This is a genomic window from Pseudomonas sp. P42, assembly GCF_017973755.1.
Lineage (GTDB): Bacteria > Pseudomonadota > Gammaproteobacteria > Pseudomonadales > Pseudomonadaceae > Aquipseudomonas > Aquipseudomonas iridis.
In genome coordinates this window covers 237,790-254,163 of record NZ_JACOPU010000003.1, presented here as the reverse complement: position 1 = coordinate 254,163, position 16,374 = coordinate 237,790, and the positions used below count along the sequence as shown (strand labels likewise).

The 16,374-nt window shown below is 60.0% G+C and carries 21 protein-coding genes; 9 read left to right on the top strand and 12 right to left on the bottom strand.

From position 1 onward, the window contains the following. Nucleotides 1-56 precede the first annotated feature (56 nt). The 4 genes from ftsY to rpoH all read left to right on the top strand — a co-directional run bounded on the left by ftsY (nt 57) and on the right by rpoH (nt 4,223). Complete coding sequence (ftsY, locus tag H8B20_RS10540; protein WP_200616840.1) at nt 57-1,565, top strand: signal recognition particle-docking protein FtsY; 1,509 nt, start codon at nt 57-59, stop codon at nt 1,563-1,565. Next, the gene (gene ftsE / locus H8B20_RS10535; RefSeq protein ID WP_042561559.1) at nt 1,562-2,233 is read left to right on the top strand and encodes a cell division ATP-binding protein FtsE; all 672 of its coding nucleotides are present in this window, start codon (nt 1,562-1,564) and stop codon (nt 2,231-2,233) included. Before ftsY ends, ftsE begins: the two co-directional genes overlap by 4 nt. After that, complete coding sequence (ftsX, locus tag H8B20_RS10530; RefSeq protein ID WP_042561558.1) at nt 2,230-3,255, top strand: permease-like cell division protein FtsX; 1,026 nt, start codon at nt 2,230-2,232, stop codon at nt 3,253-3,255. The genes ftsE and ftsX overlap by 4 nt, the downstream gene beginning before the upstream one ends. A gap of 113 nt (nt 3,256-3,368) precedes the next feature. Further along, complete coding sequence (gene rpoH / locus H8B20_RS10525; RefSeq protein ID WP_042561557.1) at nt 3,369-4,223, top strand: RNA polymerase sigma factor RpoH; 855 nt, start codon at nt 3,369-3,371, stop codon at nt 4,221-4,223. Between the two features lie 150 nt (nt 4,224-4,373). Here rpoH and mtgA read toward each other — a convergent pair whose 3' ends face one another. Beyond that, on the bottom strand, nt 4,374-5,096 hold the full coding sequence (mtgA, locus tag H8B20_RS10520; protein WP_042561556.1) for a monofunctional biosynthetic peptidoglycan transglycosylase: 723 nt from the start codon (nt 5,094-5,096) through the stop codon (nt 4,374-4,376). Between the two features lie 74 nt (nt 5,097-5,170). Between mtgA and H8B20_RS10515 the strand changes: the two genes are divergently transcribed. The 4 genes from H8B20_RS10515 (at nt 5,171) to trmB (ending at nt 7,412) form a co-directional block, all read left to right on the top strand. After that, complete coding sequence (locus H8B20_RS10515) at nt 5,171-5,542, top strand: DUF423 domain-containing protein (protein WP_210623097.1); 372 nt, start codon at nt 5,171-5,173, stop codon at nt 5,540-5,542. Nucleotides 5,543-5,622: 80 nt separating this feature from the next. After that, entirely contained in the window at nt 5,623-5,823 is a 201-nt protein-coding gene (gene thiS, locus H8B20_RS10510) for a sulfur carrier protein ThiS (RefSeq protein WP_162184594.1), read from the top strand. Between the two features lie 60 nt (nt 5,824-5,883). Next, nucleotides 5,884-6,678: a thiazole synthase gene (locus H8B20_RS10505; protein ID WP_210623096.1), complete on the top strand. Its 795-nt coding sequence runs from the start codon at nt 5,884-5,886 to the stop codon at nt 6,676-6,678. An 8-nt stretch (nt 6,679-6,686) separates the two neighbouring features. After that, on the top strand, nt 6,687-7,412 hold the full coding sequence (trmB, locus tag H8B20_RS10500; RefSeq protein ID WP_042561553.1) for a tRNA (guanosine(46)-N7)-methyltransferase TrmB: 726 nt from the start codon (nt 6,687-6,689) through the stop codon (nt 7,410-7,412). Nucleotides 7,413-7,542: 130 nt separating this feature from the next. Here trmB and H8B20_RS10495 read toward each other — a convergent pair whose 3' ends face one another. The 10 genes from H8B20_RS10495 to H8B20_RS10450 form a co-directional block, all read right to left on the bottom strand. Continuing rightward, the gene (locus H8B20_RS10495; RefSeq protein WP_007913629.1) at nt 7,543-7,866 is read right to left on the bottom strand and encodes a DUF3392 domain-containing protein; all 324 of its coding nucleotides are present in this window, start codon (nt 7,864-7,866) and stop codon (nt 7,543-7,545) included. A gap of 22 nt (nt 7,867-7,888) precedes the next feature. Then, nucleotides 7,889-9,094, bottom strand: a complete 1,206-nt coding sequence (gene hemW, locus H8B20_RS10490; protein ID WP_228732677.1) for a radical SAM family heme chaperone HemW — start codon at nt 9,092-9,094, stop codon at nt 7,889-7,891. Further along, nucleotides 9,091-9,687 carry an RdgB/HAM1 family non-canonical purine NTP pyrophosphatase gene (gene rdgB, locus H8B20_RS10485; RefSeq protein WP_210623095.1) on the bottom strand — a complete coding sequence of 199 codons (597 nt, stop codon included), beginning with the start codon at nt 9,685-9,687 and terminating at the stop codon, nt 9,091-9,093. The genes hemW and rdgB overlap by 4 nt, the downstream gene beginning before the upstream one ends. Continuing rightward, complete coding sequence (locus H8B20_RS10480) at nt 9,684-10,118, bottom strand: DUF4426 domain-containing protein (protein ID WP_210623094.1); 435 nt, start codon at nt 10,116-10,118, stop codon at nt 9,684-9,686. The genes rdgB and H8B20_RS10480 overlap by 4 nt, the downstream gene beginning before the upstream one ends. Nucleotides 10,119-10,136: 18 nt before the next feature. After that, nucleotides 10,137-10,757 (bottom strand): methionine biosynthesis protein MetW, encoded by a 621-nt coding sequence (gene metW, locus H8B20_RS10475; RefSeq protein WP_042561548.1) that lies wholly within the window; start codon nt 10,755-10,757, stop codon nt 10,137-10,139. A 7-nt stretch (nt 10,758-10,764) separates the two neighbouring features. Beyond that, on the bottom strand, nt 10,765-11,904 hold the full coding sequence (gene metX / locus H8B20_RS10470) for a homoserine O-succinyltransferase MetX (RefSeq protein ID WP_042561547.1): 1,140 nt from the start codon (nt 11,902-11,904) through the stop codon (nt 10,765-10,767). A 186-nt stretch (nt 11,905-12,090) separates the two neighbouring features. Beyond that, nucleotides 12,091-12,384: a DUF167 domain-containing protein gene (locus H8B20_RS10465; protein ID WP_042561546.1), complete on the bottom strand. Its 294-nt coding sequence runs from the start codon at nt 12,382-12,384 to the stop codon at nt 12,091-12,093. After that, a complete protein-coding gene (locus H8B20_RS10460; RefSeq protein WP_042561545.1) occupies nt 12,381-12,971 on the bottom strand; it encodes a YggT family protein in 591 nt (196 codons plus the stop codon). Before H8B20_RS10460 ends, H8B20_RS10465 begins: the two co-directional genes overlap by 4 nt. Nucleotides 12,972-12,981: 10 nt before the next feature. Then, on the bottom strand, nt 12,982-13,800 hold the full coding sequence (gene proC, locus H8B20_RS10455) for a pyrroline-5-carboxylate reductase (protein WP_042561544.1): 819 nt from the start codon (nt 13,798-13,800) through the stop codon (nt 12,982-12,984). Nucleotides 13,801-13,823: 23 nt separating this feature from the next. Continuing rightward, complete coding sequence (locus H8B20_RS10450; protein ID WP_150597569.1) at nt 13,824-14,510, bottom strand: YggS family pyridoxal phosphate-dependent enzyme; 687 nt, start codon at nt 14,508-14,510, stop codon at nt 13,824-13,826. A gap of 56 nt (nt 14,511-14,566) precedes the next feature. Here H8B20_RS10450 and H8B20_RS10445 point away from each other — a divergent pair, with 56 nt between their 5' ends. Further along, a complete protein-coding gene (locus tag H8B20_RS10445; protein ID WP_007953348.1) occupies nt 14,567-15,601 on the top strand; it encodes a type IV pilus twitching motility protein PilT in 1,035 nt (344 codons plus the stop codon). Nucleotides 15,602-15,711: 110 nt separating this feature from the next. Here the strand turns inward: H8B20_RS10445 and H8B20_RS10440 are convergent, their stop codons facing one another. Further along, nucleotides 15,712-16,329, bottom strand: a complete 618-nt coding sequence (locus H8B20_RS10440) for a C40 family peptidase (RefSeq protein ID WP_042561542.1) — start codon at nt 16,327-16,329, stop codon at nt 15,712-15,714. Nucleotides 16,330-16,374: the final 45 nt, after the last annotated feature.

The following is a 16,374-nucleotide window of genomic DNA, read 5'->3' as shown; positions in this document are numbered from 1 at the left end:
ATTTATTTGCCGGGGCGCCCTTATGGCGCGTCGCTACCGTGAGATAGCCGTCCTCCATGTTTGGTTCCAACGACGACAAGAAGACCCCAGCTGCGGCTGGCGAGAAGAAAAGCCTGTTCGGATGGCTGCGTAAGAAACCGCAGGAACCCGTCGTCGAACAGCCGCCCGCGATTCCTGAACCGGCCCCGGCGCCTGCTCCTTTAATAGAAGAAGAGCCGACGCCGATTGTGCTGCCGAATGCCGAACCGGTGTTGCAACCGGTTGAGCCTGAACCGGAGCCTGCAGCGCCTGTGGCCGTTGAGCTGCCGCTGACTCCGGCGGCTGAGCCATGGCTGACCTTGCCAGTGGCGGAAGAGCCGGTGGCGCTGGTTGAAGAGGCCGCGCCGCATATCACCCCGCAGATTCCTGCGCCGGCTGCGTTTGTTCCAGAGGTCGCTCCGGCTCCTGTTGTGGCTGCGCCCGTTGTTTCAGAGCCGGTCCCTGAACCTATCGCTTCCGAGCCTGTTGCTCCGGTCGTTCCTGCCCCTGTTGCTCCAATCGTTCAACAGCCCGGGCCAGCACCTGCCCCCGTGGTTGCTGCTCCAGTCTTGCCGGTCGAAGTGGTTACCGAAGCCCCGCGCACCGAAGAAACCAAAGCCGGTTTTTTTGCCCGCCTCAAGCAAGGTCTGTCGAAAACCAGTGCCAGCATTGGCGAGGGCATGGCCAGCCTGTTCCTGGGCCGCAAAACCATTGATGACGAGCTGCTGGATGACCTCGAAACCCGTCTGCTGACCGCCGACGTTGGCGTCGAAGCCACCACGCAGATCATCCAGCGTCTGACCCAGAAGGTCGCTCGCAAGGAACTTGCCGACGCCGATGCGTTGTACAAATCCCTGCAGGCCGAACTGGCTGCGATGCTCAAACCGGTCGAGCAGCCGCTGAAAATCGTTTCGCAGAACAAGCCGTTCGTGATCCTTGTGGTCGGCGTCAACGGCGCCGGCAAAACCACCACCATCGGCAAACTGGCGAAGAAGCTGCAGCTGGAAGGCAAGAAAGTCATGCTGGCCGCCGGTGACACCTTCCGCGCTGCTGCTGTTGAGCAGTTGCAGGTATGGGGCGAGCGCAACAAGATCCCGGTGATCGCCCAGCACACGGGCGCCGACTCCGCTTCGGTGATCTTCGACGCCGTGCAAGCCGCCAAGGCGCGTGGCATCGACGTGTTGATCGCCGACACCGCCGGTCGTCTGCACACCAAAGACAATCTGATGGAAGAACTGAAAAAGGTTCGCCGTGTGATCGGCAAGCTCGACGCCGACGCGCCGCACGAAGTGCTGCTGGTACTCGACGCCGGTACTGGCCAGAACGCCATCAACCAGGCCAAGCAATTCAATCAGACTGTCGAACTGACCGGCCTGGCGCTGACCAAACTCGACGGCACCGCCAAAGGTGGGGTGATCTTTGCCCTGGCCAAGCAGTTCGGTCTGCCGATTCGCTATATCGGCGTCGGCGAAGGCATCGACGATTTGCGTACCTTTGAAGCCGAACCCTTTGTCCAGGCACTCTTTGCCGAGCGGGAGCGTTCATGATTCGTTTCGAACAGGTCGGTAAACGCTACCCGAACGGTCACGTCGGCTTGCATGAGCTGAGCTTTCGAGTCCGTCGCGGCGAGTTCTTGTTTGTCACCGGCCACTCCGGTGCCGGTAAATCCACGCTATTGCGCCTGTTGCTGGCGATGGAGCGTCCGACCAGTGGCAAGCTGCTGCTCGCCGGGCAAGACCTGAGCACCATCAGCAATGCGCAGATTCCATTCCTGCGCAGGCAGATTGGTGTGGTGTTCCAGAACCACCAGTTGCTGTTCGATCGCACGGTGTTTAACAACGTCGCGTTGCCGTTGCAGATTCTCGGGCTGTCCAAGCCCGAAATCGCCAAGCGCGTCGATTCGGCGCTGGAGCGCGTGGCGCTGTCGGATAAAACCGATCTGTATCCGGGCGACTTGTCCACCGGTCAGCAACAGCGAGTCGGCATCGCCCGCGCCATCGTCCATCGTCCGGCCCTGCTGTTGGCGGACGAACCGACCGGTAACCTCGACCCGCGTCTGGCGGCCGAGATCATGGGGGTGTTCGAAGACATCAACCGCTTGGGCACCAGCGTGCTGATCGCCAGTCACGACCTGGCGCTGATCGCCCGTATGCGCCACCGCATGCTGACCCTGCAGCGTGGCCGATTGATCGGCGACGGGGAGGCCGGGGTATGAGTGCCACTCGCAGTCCGAAGGTTTCCGAGCGCGTGGCCCCGAAAGCCGCCGATCCGCAACCGGCTAAAAAGAAAAAACACGACGATGACGACGGCCCTGACTTCGCCACGCTGTTCCGTGCCTGGGTCGAAAGCCATCGCGCCAGCCTGCTCGACAGCCTGCGTCGCCTCGGCAAGCAGCCGATCGGCAGTTTCTTCACCTGCATGGTGATGGCGGTGGCGCTGAGCCTGCCGATGGGTCTTTCGCTGTTGCTCAATAACGTCGAGCGTCTCGGCGGATCGTGGCAGCGTGCGGCGCAGATCTCGCTGTACCTGCAGCTCGACGCCAGCCCGGAGCAGGGCGAGTCGTTGCGCGAACAGATCAAAGGCATGCCCGGCGTAGCTGATGCTGAATATGTCGGCCGCGATCAGGCGCTGGAAGAGTTTCAACAGCAGTCCGGTTTGGGCGAAGCCCTGCGCGAGCTGCCGGAAAACCCGCTACCGGGCGTGGTGCTGGTGACGCCGAACGAGGTCGACAAGACCACCCTGGAAGCATTAAGACAAAAACTTTCCGAGCTGCCGAAGGTACAACAGGCACAACTTGATCTAGTCTGGGTCGAGCGACTGGCCGCCATCCTCAAGCTCGGCGATCGTTTTGTCTTCGGTCTGACGGTGCTGCTGGTTTCTGCATTACTTTTGGTGATAGGCAATACCATTCGTCTTCATATTGAAAACCGCCGCACAGAGATAGAAGTGATTAAACTCGTCGGCGGCACTGACAGCTATGTGCGGCGCCCCTTCCTTTATATGGGCGCGTTGTATGGCTTCGGTGCGGGGCTGTTGTCCTGGGGCGTATTGGCGTTCGGCCTGGACTGGCTGAACGATGCGGTGGTTGGATTGGCCGGCTTGTACGGCAGTGATTTCGCGCTGGCCGGAGTGCCAGTTGCCGATGGTCTGTCGCTCTTGCTTGGCGCGGTGCTGTTGGGTTATATCGGTGCATGGATTGCAGTCGCACGTCATCTCAGGGAGCTGGCGCCGAAGTAGAATCTTTTTTGCGCGTGATTGGCCTTACGGTTATTGGGAACTTGTACCTGAGTTCCCGGTCAATTTTTCGCAGTGCTGAGAAGCACGAGTATGTAAGTCGGAGGTTTTTTCGTATGACCAATTCTTTGCAACCTGCGTACGCGTTGGTTCCAGGCGCAAACCTGGAAGCCTATGTGCACACCGTGAACAGCATTCCATTGCTGACGCCGGAGCAGGAGCGTGAACTGGCCGAGAGTCTCTATTATGAGCAGGATTTGGGGGCGGCTCGGCAGATGGTGCTCGCCCACCTGCGTTTTGTCGTACACATTGCCCGTAGCTATAGCGGCTACGGTCTGGCTCAGGCTGACCTGATCCAGGAAGGTAACGTCGGCCTGATGAAGGCCGTAAAGCGCTTCAACCCGGAAATGGGTGTGCGCCTGGTGTCGTTCGCAGTGCACTGGATCAAGGCGGAAATTCACGAGTTCATCCTGCGCAACTGGCGCATTGTGAAAGTCGCGACCACCAAGGCCCAGCGCAAGCTGTTCTTCAACCTGCGCAGCCAGAAGAAGCGTCTGGCGTGGCTGAATAACGAGGAAGTCCACCGTGTGGCGGAAAGCCTCGGCGTCGAACCGCGTGAAGTGCGCGAGATGGAAAGTCGCCTGACCGGCCATGACATGGCTTTCGACCCGGCTGCGGAAGCGGACGACGACAGCGCCTTCCAGTCGCCGGCCAACTATCTGGAAGACCACCGGTACGACCCGGCGCGTCAACTGGAAGATGCCGACTGGAGCGACAACTCCAACAACAACCTGCACGAAGCTTTGGAAGTGCTGGACGAACGCAGCCGCGACATCCTCTACCAGCGCTGGCTGGCAGAAGAGAAAGCCACGCTGCACGACCTGGCGCAGAAGTACAACGTGTCGGCGGAGCGAATCCGTCAGCTCGAAAAGAGCGCGATGAACAAGCTCAAATTGTCGATTGCCGCATAACCGGCGGCCGACAACAAAAAATGCCCCGATCAGCGATGATCGGGGCATTTTTGTTTGAAAATCAAAAGATCGCAGCCTTCGGCAGCTCCTACACGGGACCCGCATTCACCTGTAGGAGCTGCCGAAGGCTGCGATCCTTTGATCTTGAAGTCACTGCGCCCACGGTGCACGCCGCGAATCATTCAGACTCAGCAGATAACTCGTCCCACCCAATTGACTCATTTGTTGCCGAATCCACCCGGCCCGGCGCGCAACATAAGCCGTCGGATGGCTCGCACTCCACACCCGCGGGTTGGGCAATACCGCCGCCAGATAGCTCGCCTGCTGTCGGGACAACGACTTCGCGCTCACGCCGAAATGATGTCGCGCTGCGGCTTCGGCGCCGAACACGCCGTCATCCCACTCGACACTGTTCAGATACACCTCGAGAATCCGCTGTTTGGGCCACAACACCTCGATCAGCGCAGTAAACCAGGCTTCCAGGCCTTTACGCAGATAGCTGCGCCCGGCCCACAGAAACAGGTTTTTCGACACTTGCTGGCTCAACGTACTGGCGCCGCGAATTGAGCCGCCGAGTTCGTTGTGCGCGAGCGCTGCCTGAATTGCGCTGAAATCAAAGCCCCAATGCTCGGGAAATTTCTGGTCTTCGCCAGCCATGACCGCCACTTTGAGATCGTCGGAAATCTCGTCCCACGGCTTCCAGGTGCGCTGCAGGTCGATCGGCTCGCCGTCGATCCAGGATTCGACCTTGCGCTCGACCATCAGCGCGGTGCCCGGCGGCGGTACGAAGCGAAATACCAGAACCAGCAATACGCTGCCCCCCGCAAACCAGAGCAGGGCCTTAGTGAGACGACGGAAAATTGAACGCAACATAGAGATGGCTTGGCCGAACCCGTGGAGCGGGCCATTATACAGACCCTGCCGATCGAGTCTGACTGGAGTTCCCAATGCTGCGTGGCTTTTTAATGCTGGCCGCTTTTTTTGGTTTCACGGGTGTCGCGCTGGGTGCGTTTGCCGCCCACGGCCTGAAAAGCCGTCTGACACCTGAATATCTGGCGATTTTCCACACGGGCGTCACCTATCAACTGGTGCATACACTGGCGTTATTCGGTGTGGCATTGCTGGCTACGCAGATTCAGGGGCGACTGGTCACTTGGGCCGGTGTCTCGTTCACCGTCGGTATCCTGCTGTTTTCCGGCAGCCTCTACCTGCTGACCACCACCGGTATCAGCAAGCTCGGCATCATCACCCCGTTCGGCGGGTTGGCGTTTCTCGTCGGCTGGGTGTGCCTGGGCCTGGCTGCCTGGCGCTTGCAATGAACCGCTTGACGCTTGGTGCTGACCTTTAGGTCATGATCGGGCTAGAATGCGAGCCCCTAAAAATGATGGCGGCATTGCGCATGCGCATTCAGTTGAACGGTGAATCCCTTGAACTGCCCGACGGTGAAACCGTTGCGGCCCTGCTGACCCGTCTGGATCTGACCGGACGCCGGGTGGCGGTCGAACTCAATCTGGATATCGTCCCGCGCAGCCAGCATGCCGACACCGCGCTAAACGACGGCGATAACGTCGAGGTGGTTCACGCCATCGGCGGCGGCTAATCGCTCGGCCCGCAAGGGCACAGAATTCTGCAAGACCCTCACCCCTAAAGAGGATTCCCCATGAGCATCGTTCGTAGCGACAAGCCTTTTGTGCTGGCCGGTCGTACTTACCAGTCGCGTTTGCTGGTCGGTACCGGCAAGTACCGTGACATGGAAGAAACCCGCCAGGCCATCGAAGCCTCGGGTGCCGAGATCGTCACCTTCGCCGTGCGCCGCACCAACCTCGGCCAGATCGAAGGCGAACCGAACCTGCTCGACGTATTGTCGCCGGATCGCTACACCTTCCTGCCGAACACCGCCGGTTGCTACGACGCCATTGAAGCCGTGCGCACCTGCCGCCTGGCCCGTGAGCTGCTCGACGGCCACAATCTGGTGAAGCTGGAAGTACTCGCCGACCAGAAAACCCTGTTCCCCAACGTGATCGAAACCCTCAAGGCCGCCGAAACACTGGTCAGGGAAGGTTTTGACGTGATGGTTTACACCAGTGATGACCCGATCATCGCCCGTCAACTGGCGGAAATCGGCTGCATCGCCGTCATGCCGCTGGCCGGTCTGATCGGTTCTGGCCTGGGTATCTGCAATCCATACAACCTGCAGATCATCCTTGAAGAAGCAAAGATTCCGGTATTGGTAGACGCCGGTGTCGGCACCGCCTCCGATGCCACCATCGCCATGGAACTGGGCTGTGACGCAGTGCTGATGAACTCGGCCATTGCCCACGCGGGTCAGCCAGTGATGATGGCCCAAGCCATGCAACACGCGATCGTCGCGGGCCGTCTGGCCTACCTCGCCGGCCGCATGCCGAAAAAACTCTATGCCAGCGCCTCTTCGCCGCTGGATGGTCTGATCAAGTAAGAGCCAAGATGACTGAATCGAACGACACGCCTATCCAGCCGGAAGAGGGCGACGAGCGCCAACACCGCCGCATCAAGAGTTTCGTGATGCGCGCCGGGCGCATGACCGAAGGCCAGCAGAAAGGCCTGGATCAAGGCGCACCGCTGTTCGTGCTGCCATTGGCCGATGAGCCGGTCGATTACGATCAGGTTTTCGGCCGTTCGGCACCGCGCTCGCTGGAAATCGGTTTCGGCATGGGCCATTCGCTGCTGGAAATGGCCGCTGCTGCACCGGATCAGGATTTCATCGGCGTTGAAGTTCACCGTCCGGGTGTCGGCGCGCTGCTCAATGGCGTACTGACGCAGGGCCTGACCAACCTGCGGGTCTACGATTGCGACGCGATCGAAGTGCTCAACCGCTGCATCGCCGACAACAGCCTCGACCGCCTGATGCTGTTCTTCCCGGATCCGTGGCACAAAAGCCGTCACCACAAGCGTCGTATCGTCCAGGCGTCGTTCGCTGAACTGGTGCGCAGCAAGTTGAAGGTCGGCGGCATTCTGCACATGGCTACCGACTGGGAGCCGTACGCCGAATACATGCTGGAAGTCATGAACGTCGCCCCGGGCTACCGCAACCTCGCCGAAGACGGCAAGTGCGTACCGCGCCCGGCCGAACGCCCGATCACCAAGTTCGAACGCCGCGGCGAACGTCTTGGGCATGGTGTGTGGGATCTGAAGTTCGAAAAGCAGTCGTAAGCCTTACGCAGTAACAATGTGGGAGCGAGCCTGCTCGCGAAAGCGCTCTGACAGTCAACGATGAAGTTGAATGTCATGACGCCTTCGCGAGCAGGCTCGCTCCCACATTTGCTTTGTGTATGGCTCGAATTCAGCGGCGGTCGGCGACTACGCCGATCAGCACCAGTACCACCAACAACACCGGCGCCAGGCTGTAATTGTTGAACTGGCTCAGGCCTTTGATTACCCACGGCGTGGCGTAAATCAGCGCTGCGCCGCTGCCGATCACGCACAGCAGGGCCATCAGCGGTACGCGCAGGGCGCCGGCAATGCTGCCCAGACGTTGTTCGACCCAGCCTTTGAAGTCGGCGCCGAACAGCACCAGCAGGCAGCCCACCAGTGCCAGGGCGATTTCCGAGAGGTTGCTGCGGCTCCAGCGGGAGACGGTGGCGAGCAGATCGAGTATCAAATCCATGCGTTTTCCCTTAGCACTGAAATCAGTTCAGAAATTGTTGCAGCAAGTCATTGAGGAACAGCTGTCCGCGCTCGGTGGCCGCCAGACGTGACGGTTCGACCTGCAACAGACCGCTTTGTTCTGCGGCTGCCCGGCCTTCGGCGAGGCTTTCCAGCGACAGCCCCGTGCGCTGCGGATACAGGCGCGATTCGACGCCAGCGGTCAGGCGCAAAGCATTCATCAGAAACTCGAACGGCATCTCGTCATTGGTCAGGGCTTTTTCGCCAGCCTGGAAGCTTTTGGCCGGGTTGAGATAGTCCTTCGGCAAACGGGTTTTCCAGGTGCGCACGATGCGCCCGTCCGGATGGCTGAGCTTGCCATGCGCACCCGCGCCGATGCCGATGAAGTCGCCGAAACTCCAGTAATTGAGGTTGTGCCGCGCGGGGCGGCCGGTTTGGGCATAGGCCGACACTTCGTATTGCGCATAGCCGTGCTCGGCCAGCAGCGCTTGCCCGGCTTCTTGAATGTCCCACAGCGTGTCGTCTTCCGGCAGCACAGGCGGCTGATTCCAGAACACGGTGTTCGGCTCCAGCGTCAGTTGGTACCAGGAGATATGCGTGGGATTCAGTTCGATGGCCTGGCGCAGATCGCTCAGCGCATCGTCCAGCGACTGATCGGGCAGGCCGTGCATCAAGTCGAGATTGAAGTTATCGAACCCGGCCTGCCGCGCCATGCCAGCCGCACGTACCGCTTCGTCGCCGTTATGGATACGGCCGAGGGCCTTGAGTTTTTCCTCCTGGAAACTCTGGATACCGATCGACAGGCGATTGATCCCCAGTTTGCGGTACGCAACGAACTTCTCTTGCTCGAAGGTGCCGGGGTTGGCTTCCAGCGTGATTTCAATGTCGTGAGCAAACGGAATGCGCTGCTCGACGCCCTCCAGCAAACGCCCGAGCGCCTCGGCGCTGAACAGGCTCGGCGTACCGCCACCGAAGAAAATCGAGCTGATTTCGCGACCGTAGACCGCATGCAGATCCTGATCGAGATCGGCCAGCAACGCGTCGACGTACTCCTGCTCCGGCAGCACCGGGCTGGCGGTGTGCGAGTTGAAATCGCAATACGGGCATTTGCGCACACACCACGGGATGTGGATGTACAACGACAGGGGCGGCAACGTCGGCAATGGCGCCCGTGGCGAAGAAGCGGCGCCGCCGACTATCAGCGACGACGCAGAAGAGTCACGGGTCATTTCAAGCCCAGACGCTGGCGCAGCAGATCCATTGCACGGGCGCGGTGGCTGATCTGGTTCTTGTCGGCAGGCGTCAGCTCGGCGCTGGAGCAATCACGCTCCGGCACCCAGAACAGCGGGTCGTAACCAAAACCGTGTTCGCCGCTGGCCGCCGTCAGCATGCGCCCGTGCCACAAGCCTTCGCAGAGGATCGGCAACGGATCGTCGGCGTGACGCACCAGTGCCAGAACACAAACGAACTGCGCGCCGCGCTCGGCCTCAGGAACGTCCTTCAAGGCATCGAGCAGTTTGGCGTTGTTTGCCGGATCGCCCTTGCCGTCGGCATAACGCGCCGAGTAGATGCCCGGTGCGCCGCCGAGGAAATCCACGGCCAGACCGGAATCGTCGGCCAGCGCCGGCAGCCCGGATATGCGTGCGGCATTGCGTGCCTTGAGGATCGCGTTCTCGACGAACGACAGACCGGTTTCTTCCGGCTCCACGTTGCTCCACTCGCCGATCGAGCGCAGTTGCACCGATTCGCCGAGCATGGCCTGGAGTTCCTTGAGTTTGCCGGCGTTGTGGCTGGCCAGTACGAGCTGCTTGAGGTTCATCATTCGCCGGGGAAAAGTTCTTGGTTGAAATTGATGGTGTTGATCTTGTCGCCACTCTGCACCTTGATTTCAAAGGTGCGGGTTTCCTGCTGTTCCACCGGGTATTGGGCGATGTAATAGATCGCACCCTGTTCGGTGACTTGGCGGAAATTCAGCGGCACGCTTTTGCTGGTCAGGTCTTTGACCGTGCCGGTGACATTGGCGACCAGTGGTTTGCCGTCCTTGATCACCGAGACATTGATCACGCCTTGGTTCTTGCTGCGGATCAGTTCGGCAGCCTTGGCGATGTCAGGCGTCAGAAAGGTGGAATTAAAGGTGTTGTAGTGAACGGTGACATCACCAAGCACTTCCTTGCGCTCGCCCTTGATCGCGTCGGCGGCGACCGCCGAAAAGCTCAGACATGCTGCCAACAGCGTGCCAATCAAACGTCTCATGCTCGTTCTCCTCGAATGTCAGACCGCGATTTGGTGATCTGCCAGTACCGGGCTGCTGACGCGGTAGATACCAATCTCACCTAACAGATTAGGCCATAGCTTACTGGCCCACCCGTGGCGGTGCTGTTGATCCACGGCAAGCCGATCAATGACCTTCGCGTCACGTTCGCGGCAAAGTTCTTCAAAGTCTTCGAAGGTGCAGAAGTGAATGTTCGGCGTGTTGTACCAGGTGTAGGGCAGAAACTCCGACACCGGCATGCGCCCCTTGCTCGCCAGATACCAGCGGCAGCGCCAGTGGCCGAAATTGGGGAAGGTGATGATGCACTGACGACCGACCCGCAGCATTTCGTCGAGGATCTTGTCCGGGTAGTGCACGGCTTGCAGGGCCTGGGTCATGACGACGATGTCGAAACTGTTGCTGGCAAAGTTGCCGAGGCCCTTGTCCAGGTCCTGCTCGATGACGTTGACGCCTTTGGCCACGCACTGGGCAATGTTGTCAGCATCGTTTTCCAGGCCATAACCGGTGACCTGCTTGTTGTCGCGCAGCCAGGTCAGCAGTTCGCCGTCACCGCAACCGAGGTCGAGGACGCGGCTGCCGGCGGGGATCCATTCCTGGATGATTTCCAGATCAGCTCTCATGGCTTTCTCACAACGTGATGCGGTTCATGTAATTGCCGAACGCCTGCAAGTAGCGAGGGATCGGAATCAGGAAGGCGTCGTGGCCCTGCGGTGCGTCGATTTCCAGATAGCTGACATCTTTGCGCGCCGCCATCAGTGCATCCACCAGCTCACGCGAGCGGGCCGGGGAGAAGCGCCAGTCGGTGGTGAACGACATCACGCAGAACTTGGCCGTGGCGTTCTCGAAGGTTTTCGCCAGGTTATCGTCGAAGTTCGCCGCCGGATCAAAGTAATCCAGCGCCTTGGTCATCAACAGATAGGTATTGGCGTCGAAGCGTCCGGAGAACTCTTCGCCCTGATAACGCAGGTAGCTTTCGACCTGGAACTCGACACTGTGGAAGTCGTAGTTGAGCTTCTCGCTCTTCAGGCCACGGCCAAATTTCTCGCCCATCGAATCGTCGGACAGGTAGGTGATATGGCCGACCATGCGCGCCAGCATCAGGCCGCGCTTGGGGATTACACCCGCTTCCTGGAACGAACCACCGTGGAATTCCGGGTCAGTGAGAATCGCCTGGCGCGCCACTTCATTGAACGCGATGTTCTGCGCCGACAGCTTGGGCGCCGAGGCGATGGCCAGGCAGTGACGCACGCGATCCGGATAAGTGATGGTCCATTGCAGCGCCTGCATACCACCGAGGCTGCCGCCGATCACCGCGGCCCACTGGCCGATGCCGAGCAGGTCAGCGAGGCGCGCCTGGCTGTGCACCCAGTCTTCCACGGTGAGCACCGGGAAGTCGGCACCGAACGGTTTGCCGGTCTCAGGGTTGATGCTGCTCGGGCCGGTGGAGCCGTTGCAGCCGCCCAGATTATTCAGGCTGACCACGAAGAACTTGCTGGTGTCGATCGGTTTGCCGGGGCCGATGCAGCTGTCCCACCAACCGGGTTTGCGGTCGTCGACGCTGTGATAACCGGCGGCGTGATGATGGCCGGACAAGGCGTGGCAGATCAGCACGGCGTTGCTCGCCTGTGCGTTCAGCGTGCCGTAGGTTTCGTAGATCAGGTCATAGGCTGGCAGCGAGCGGCCACAGGCCAGGGCCAGAGGTTCGCTGAAGTGCGCCGTTTGCGGCGTCACCAGACCAACAGAATCGGGGGGAAAGGCAGTTGGCATCGACCCTGCTCTCGTTGAAATGAGGCGTAAGTCTAAAGACCGGGGGGGTTAGCGGCAAGCAACCATCTGGCCCTCATGTGTTCGCTCTGGACCGAGGTGCCGCCATTCGCGAGCAGGCTCGCTCCCACAGGGGATTGCGTTTCAATGTGGGAGCGAGCCTGCTCGCGAGTGGGACGACTCGGTGGATCAGGTCGGACGCATTAGATCTGGCAAATCCGGCAACTTCTTCGGGGAGCAAATTTTCACCCGTTTCTGCCGGTTCAACTCGCCACTGAGCAAGCTGACCTGGCTCTTGGACACCCCAAAAGCCTTGGCCAGAAAACCCATCAGATACGCATTGGCCTTGCCCTCGACCGGTGGCGCAGTCAGGCGGATTTTCAGGCGATCACCGTGCAGCCCGCAGAAATCATCGCTACGGGCTGCCGGTTGCAGGTGACACTCCAGAATCAGGTCGTCACCGTCCCAACGAAACCAGCTCACATCAGCAGACGGAGGATTTCCGGCATCATCGTCATCGCCGCCAGATTGTTGATCACCAGCATGTCGATCAGCTTCAGCGCGAGGAAGGCGAAGATCGGCGATAGATCCAGACCACCGAGGTTAGGCAGGAATTTGCGGAACGGCGCCAGGGCTGGCTCGCAGATCTGGTTGACCAGCTCAGCGCCCGGGTTGTGGCTGCCCGGAGCGACCCAGGACAGGATCACGCTGATGATCAGGGCAAAGAAGAAGATCTTCAGGAACAGCGCAGTCACGCCGATCAGCGACCAGATAAGCAGTTGCAGCGGGTTGCCGATGGTGCCGTAAGTCAGCAGCAGGGTCAGCGCCATCAGCGCCAGTTGCACCAGAATCGCCAGCACCAGCGACGACATGTCCAGACCAAACATGCTCGGGATGATCCGGCGCAGTGGCTTGAGCAGCGGCTGAGTCGCTTTGACGATGAACTGGCAAAGCGGGTTGTAGAAATTCGCCCGCACCAGTTGCAGGACAAAGCGCAGCAGTACGATCAGCAGGTACAGGCTGCCGAGGGTTTGCAGCACGTAAACCGCTGCAGTGTTCAATCCAATCATGTAAGGCTCCTTATTTGCCCAGTTGTTCGGCCATTTCGGCCGAGCGGTGCGCGGCGGCGCCGAGTGCTTTTTCCACCAGAGCCTCGAAGCCCCCGGCCTGAAACGATTTGATCGCGGCTTCGGTGGTACCGGCCGGCGAGGTCACGCGACGACGCAGTTCGGCAGCATCGACGTCACTGGCCGCTGCCATGTGCGCGGCGCCCAGTGCGGTTTGCAGGGTCAGTTGTTCAGCGGTTTCTTTCGGCAGCCCGAGTTTGACGCCGGCGGCGGTCATGGCTTCGATCAGCAGGAAGAAGTACGCAGGGCCGGAACCGGATACAGCGGTCACTGCATCGAGTTGTTGTTCTTCATTCAGCCACAGTGCGATGCCGACGGCGGACAGCAGTTCTTCGGCTTGCTGGCGTTGTTCGGCAGTCACTTCGCTGGTGGCGTACAGACCACTCACACCCTGACGCAGCAGCGCCGGGGTGTTGGGCATGCAGCGTACGATCGGCTGCTCGCCTAGCCATGCAGTCATGCTCGCGCAGGTAATGCCCGCCGCGATGGAGACCACCAGTTGATCGGGTTTGAGGCTGGGGCGAATCGCTTCGCAAACGGCTTTCATCGCCTGTGGTTTGACCGCCAGCACGACAACGTCGACGCCTTCGATGGCCTGAGCGTTGTCGGCGAAAGTTTCAATGCCGTGTTCGGCGCTGACCTTGGCGCGGGTTTCTTCGCCCGGGTCGCTGGCGCGGATGTGTGCAGCTTCCAGACCCTTGGCCCGCAGGCCGCCGATCAAACTGGCGGCCATGTTGCCGGCACCGATGAAGGCAATACGTGTGTTGCTCATGTCAGGTCCTTATCTGGAAAATTTCAAGATTGGGAATAGTCGCGTGCGCCAAACAGGGCGGTACCAATCCGCACCCAGGTGGCGCCTTGGGCAATGGCCGACTCAAGGTCATGGCTCATGCCCATGGAAAGTGTGTCGAGCGGCAGATTCAGGCTGGCCTGCAAACGTTGCACGGCAGCAAACGCGGCGTCCTGCTCGGCGCGATCTTCAGTCGGCTCGGGAATCGCCATCAAGCCGCGCAGCTTAAGGCGTGGCAGGGCGCTGATGGCATTCGCCAGCGCCGGCAGGTCGGCCGGGGTGCAGCCGGACTTGCTGGCTTCACCGCTGACGTTGACCTGAATGCAGATGTTCAGCGGCGGCAGGTCGGCCGGGCGCTGTTCGGACAGGCGCTGGGCAATTTTCAGACGATCCACGGAGTGCACCCATTCGAAATGCTCGGCAATCGCGCGAGTCTTGTTCGATTGAATGGGGCCGATGAAGTGCCAGATCAAGGGCAGGTCGGCCAGTTCGAGCTGTTTGCTCAGGGCCTCTTGCAGATAGTTCTCGCCAAAGTCCCGCAGACCGGCGGCATGAGCTTCGCGCAGCGCCTCGGCAGGTTTGGTTTTGCTCACGGCCAGCAACTGCACGCTGTTTTCAGCGCGTCCGGCTGCGGCGGTAGCGGCCTGGATGCGCGAACTAACCTGAAGGATGTTGTCTGCTATCGTGGACATCAAGAGGCGCCGTGGGTCTGAAGGTTCGCGGCATTCTACTGGAATTGAGGAGCGCTATGGATATCACTGAACTGCTGGCCTTCAGCGCCAAACAGGGCGCTTCCGACCTGCACCTGTCGGCCGGTCTGCCGCCGATGATCCGCGTCGATGGCGATGTGCGGCGGATCAATCTGCCGGCGCTGGACCACAAGCAAGTGCACGAATTGATCTACGACATCATGAACGACACCCAACGGGTCGACTTCGAGAAACATCTGGAAACCGACTTTTCCTTCGAAGTCCCCGGCGTGGCGCGCTTTCGGGTCAATGCCTTCAATCAGAATCGTGGCGCGGGTGCCGTGTTCCGCACCATTCCCTCGAAAGTGCTGAGCATGGAAGACCTCGCCATGGGCGACGTCTTCCGCAAGATCACCGATGCTCCGCGTGGGTTGGTGCTGGTCACCGGGCCGACCGGTTCCGGCAAGTCGACCACGCTGGCGGCGATGATCGACTACCTCAATACCCATCGCCACCATCACATCCTGACCATCGAAGACCCGATCGAGTTTGTTCACGAGTCGCGCAAATGCCTGATCAATCAGCGTGAAGTCCACCGCGATACCCGCAGTTTCGCTACGGCTCTGCGTTCAGCGTTGCGTGAAGACCCGGATGTGATTCTGGTGGGCGAGATGCGCGACCTGGAGACCATTCGCCTGGCGCTGACCGCGGCCGAGACCGGGCACCTGGTATTCGGCACATTGCACACGACGTCTGCCGCGAAAACCATCGACCGTGTGGTGGACGTGTTCCCCGGTGACGAGAAATCCATGGTGCGTTCGATGCTGTCGGAGTCACTGCTGGCAGTGGTCTCGCAGACGTTGATCAAGAAGATCGGCGGCGGGCGAGTGGCGGCGCACGAGATCATGCTGGGAACGTCGGCGATCCGTAACCTGATCCGCGAGGACAAGGTGGCGCAGATGTATTCGGCGATTCAGACCGGTGGGTCGCTGGGGATGCAGACACTGGATATGTGCCTGAAAGATCTGGTGACCAAGGGCTTGATCAGTCGCGAGCATGCGCGGGAGAAGGCGCGCACGCCGGATAACTTCTAAAAGCAAAAGATCGCAGCCTTCGGCAGCTCCTACACAGGTCAGATCGTCCACATATCGGGGATGAACACAGAATCCTGTAGGAGCTGCCGAAGGCTGCGATCTTTTGACCTTTAGCGCTGAACCACGCGCATCTGGCTTTGCTCTTTCGGTAATACACGCTTGGCAACCACGTAATGTTTCTGCCAATACGGCTTGTTCAGCGTATCGATGCTCACCGACTTGCCACGACGTGGCGCGTGGATAAAGCGGTCGTTGCCCATGTAGATGGCAACGTGATTGACCCGACGGCTCTTGAGTTTGAAGAAAATCAGGTCGCCAGGCTTCAAATCCTTGCGGTCGACTTTCTCACCGTGGCCGCTGGCCATGGCATTGGAAGTGCGTGGCAGGTCGAATGTGGCGTCGTTGAACGCGTATTTCACCAGGCCGCTGCAATCAAAGCCTTTACTTGGGCTGCTGCCGCCCCAACGATAAGGAGTACCGAGGACGTTTACGGCGCGGCTCAGGACATTGCTGCTTTCCTTGCTCGCCATCGGCGGTACCAGGCTGCTGCGGCTTTTGCTGCTCAGCGTGGTGATTTTGCTTTGTTTGCTTTTGCTCGATGGGGCAGAAGCATGGGATTTAGGAGTAAAGCCGTTAACGTTAGGAAGACGTTGCTCACGATTGGTGGCGTGGGCGGCCAGTGGCATTAATAGGCAAATAGTTAGCCATGTCTTGAAAAATGGTCGCATTAGGCGTGGCTCTTAAGTGATAGCGCGCAACTTTATAACAGCTTT

What these genes read in the sequence shown, in the direction of transcription:
- ftsY (WP_200616840.1), top strand. Translation starts at nt 57, where the DNA reads ATGTTTGGTTCCAACGACGACAAGAAGACCCCAGCTGCGGCTGGCGAG.
- ftsE (WP_042561559.1), top strand. Translation starts at nt 1,562, where the DNA reads ATGATTCGTTTCGAACAGGTCGGTAAACGCTACCCGAACGGTCACGTC.
- ftsX (WP_042561558.1), top strand. Translation starts at nt 2,230, where the DNA reads ATGAGTGCCACTCGCAGTCCGAAGGTTTCCGAGCGCGTGGCCCCGAAA.
- rpoH (WP_042561557.1), top strand. Translation starts at nt 3,369, where the DNA reads ATGACCAATTCTTTGCAACCTGCGTACGCGTTGGTTCCAGGCGCAAAC.
- mtgA (WP_042561556.1), bottom strand. Translation starts at nt 5,096, where the DNA reads ATGTTGCGTTCAATTTTCCGTCGTCTCACTAAGGCCCTGCTCTGGTTT.
- H8B20_RS10515 (WP_210623097.1), top strand. Translation starts at nt 5,171, where the DNA reads ATGCTGCGTGGCTTTTTAATGCTGGCCGCTTTTTTTGGTTTCACGGGT.
- thiS (WP_162184594.1), top strand. Translation starts at nt 5,623, where the DNA reads ATGCGCATTCAGTTGAACGGTGAATCCCTTGAACTGCCCGACGGTGAA.
- H8B20_RS10505 (WP_210623096.1), top strand. Translation starts at nt 5,884, where the DNA reads ATGAGCATCGTTCGTAGCGACAAGCCTTTTGTGCTGGCCGGTCGTACT.
- trmB (WP_042561553.1), top strand. Translation starts at nt 6,687, where the DNA reads ATGACTGAATCGAACGACACGCCTATCCAGCCGGAAGAGGGCGACGAG.
- H8B20_RS10495 (WP_007913629.1), bottom strand. Translation starts at nt 7,866, where the DNA reads ATGGATTTGATACTCGATCTGCTCGCCACCGTCTCCCGCTGGAGCCGC.
- hemW (WP_228732677.1), bottom strand. Translation starts at nt 9,094, where the DNA reads ATGACCCGTGACTCTTCTGCGTCGTCGCTGATAGTCGGCGGCGCCGCT.
- rdgB (WP_210623095.1), bottom strand. Translation starts at nt 9,687, where the DNA reads ATGATGAACCTCAAGCAGCTCGTACTGGCCAGCCACAACGCCGGCAAA.
- H8B20_RS10480 (WP_210623094.1), bottom strand. Translation starts at nt 10,118, where the DNA reads ATGAGACGTTTGATTGGCACGCTGTTGGCAGCATGTCTGAGCTTTTCG.
- metW (WP_042561548.1), bottom strand. Translation starts at nt 10,757, where the DNA reads ATGAGAGCTGATCTGGAAATCATCCAGGAATGGATCCCCGCCGGCAGC.
- metX (WP_042561547.1), bottom strand. Translation starts at nt 11,904, where the DNA reads ATGCCAACTGCCTTTCCCCCCGATTCTGTTGGTCTGGTGACGCCGCAA.
- H8B20_RS10460 (WP_042561545.1), bottom strand. Translation starts at nt 12,971, where the DNA reads ATGATTGGATTGAACACTGCAGCGGTTTACGTGCTGCAAACCCTCGGC.
- proC (WP_042561544.1), bottom strand. Translation starts at nt 13,800, where the DNA reads ATGAGCAACACACGTATTGCCTTCATCGGTGCCGGCAACATGGCCGCC.
- H8B20_RS10450 (WP_150597569.1), bottom strand. Translation starts at nt 14,510, where the DNA reads ATGTCCACGATAGCAGACAACATCCTTCAGGTTAGTTCGCGCATCCAG.
- H8B20_RS10445 (WP_007953348.1), top strand. Translation starts at nt 14,567, where the DNA reads ATGGATATCACTGAACTGCTGGCCTTCAGCGCCAAACAGGGCGCTTCC.
- H8B20_RS10440 (WP_042561542.1), bottom strand. Translation starts at nt 16,329, where the DNA reads ATGCGACCATTTTTCAAGACATGGCTAACTATTTGCCTATTAATGCCA.